Below are 424 nucleotides of genomic sequence, written 5' to 3' on the forward strand. Positions count from 1 at the left end.
TGAGCACGCTTTGTTCCGGCCATTCGACTCCCCCAAGTTGCGCTACCACCTTTGGCTTCAATAACTAGGAGTCTACCGTCTTCGGTTTGATATAATTGGTCAAATTGTCCTTGCTTACCATCTGTGAGTAACTTTGATCTCAGTGGTGTTGCTCCTGGGTAATTTTGTTCTACGAAGATCCGGGCAGCTTCTTCACCCAGCTCTTCACTGGCTGCACGCATATCTTTATATGCTGCTTTAAGGTGTTCAGCATTGCCAGACTTTAATGCGGCATCGCGGTTGGCGATGGCTTGATTTCTTTGTGCTTCTAGCGTCTTAAGCTTTTGTTTTGCCGCTGGAGTGAGTGACTTGTGGTCAACCTTCAAGCGTTGCAAGACTTTATTAGGTGTATCAATTCTATTCGAGGCGAAAACAATTTGGCCGT

General features: G+C 46.2%; 1 pseudogene. It reads right to left on the reverse strand.

The features are described from left to right. A pseudogene (locus tag CKO50_RS24175) lies at positions 1 to 424 on the reverse strand (type IV secretion protein Rhs); the annotation flags it as partial.

The organism is Pseudoalteromonas sp. HM-SA03 (assembly GCF_002289345.1).
In the GTDB taxonomy this organism is placed as follows: Bacteria; Pseudomonadota; Gammaproteobacteria; order Enterobacterales; family Alteromonadaceae; genus Pseudoalteromonas.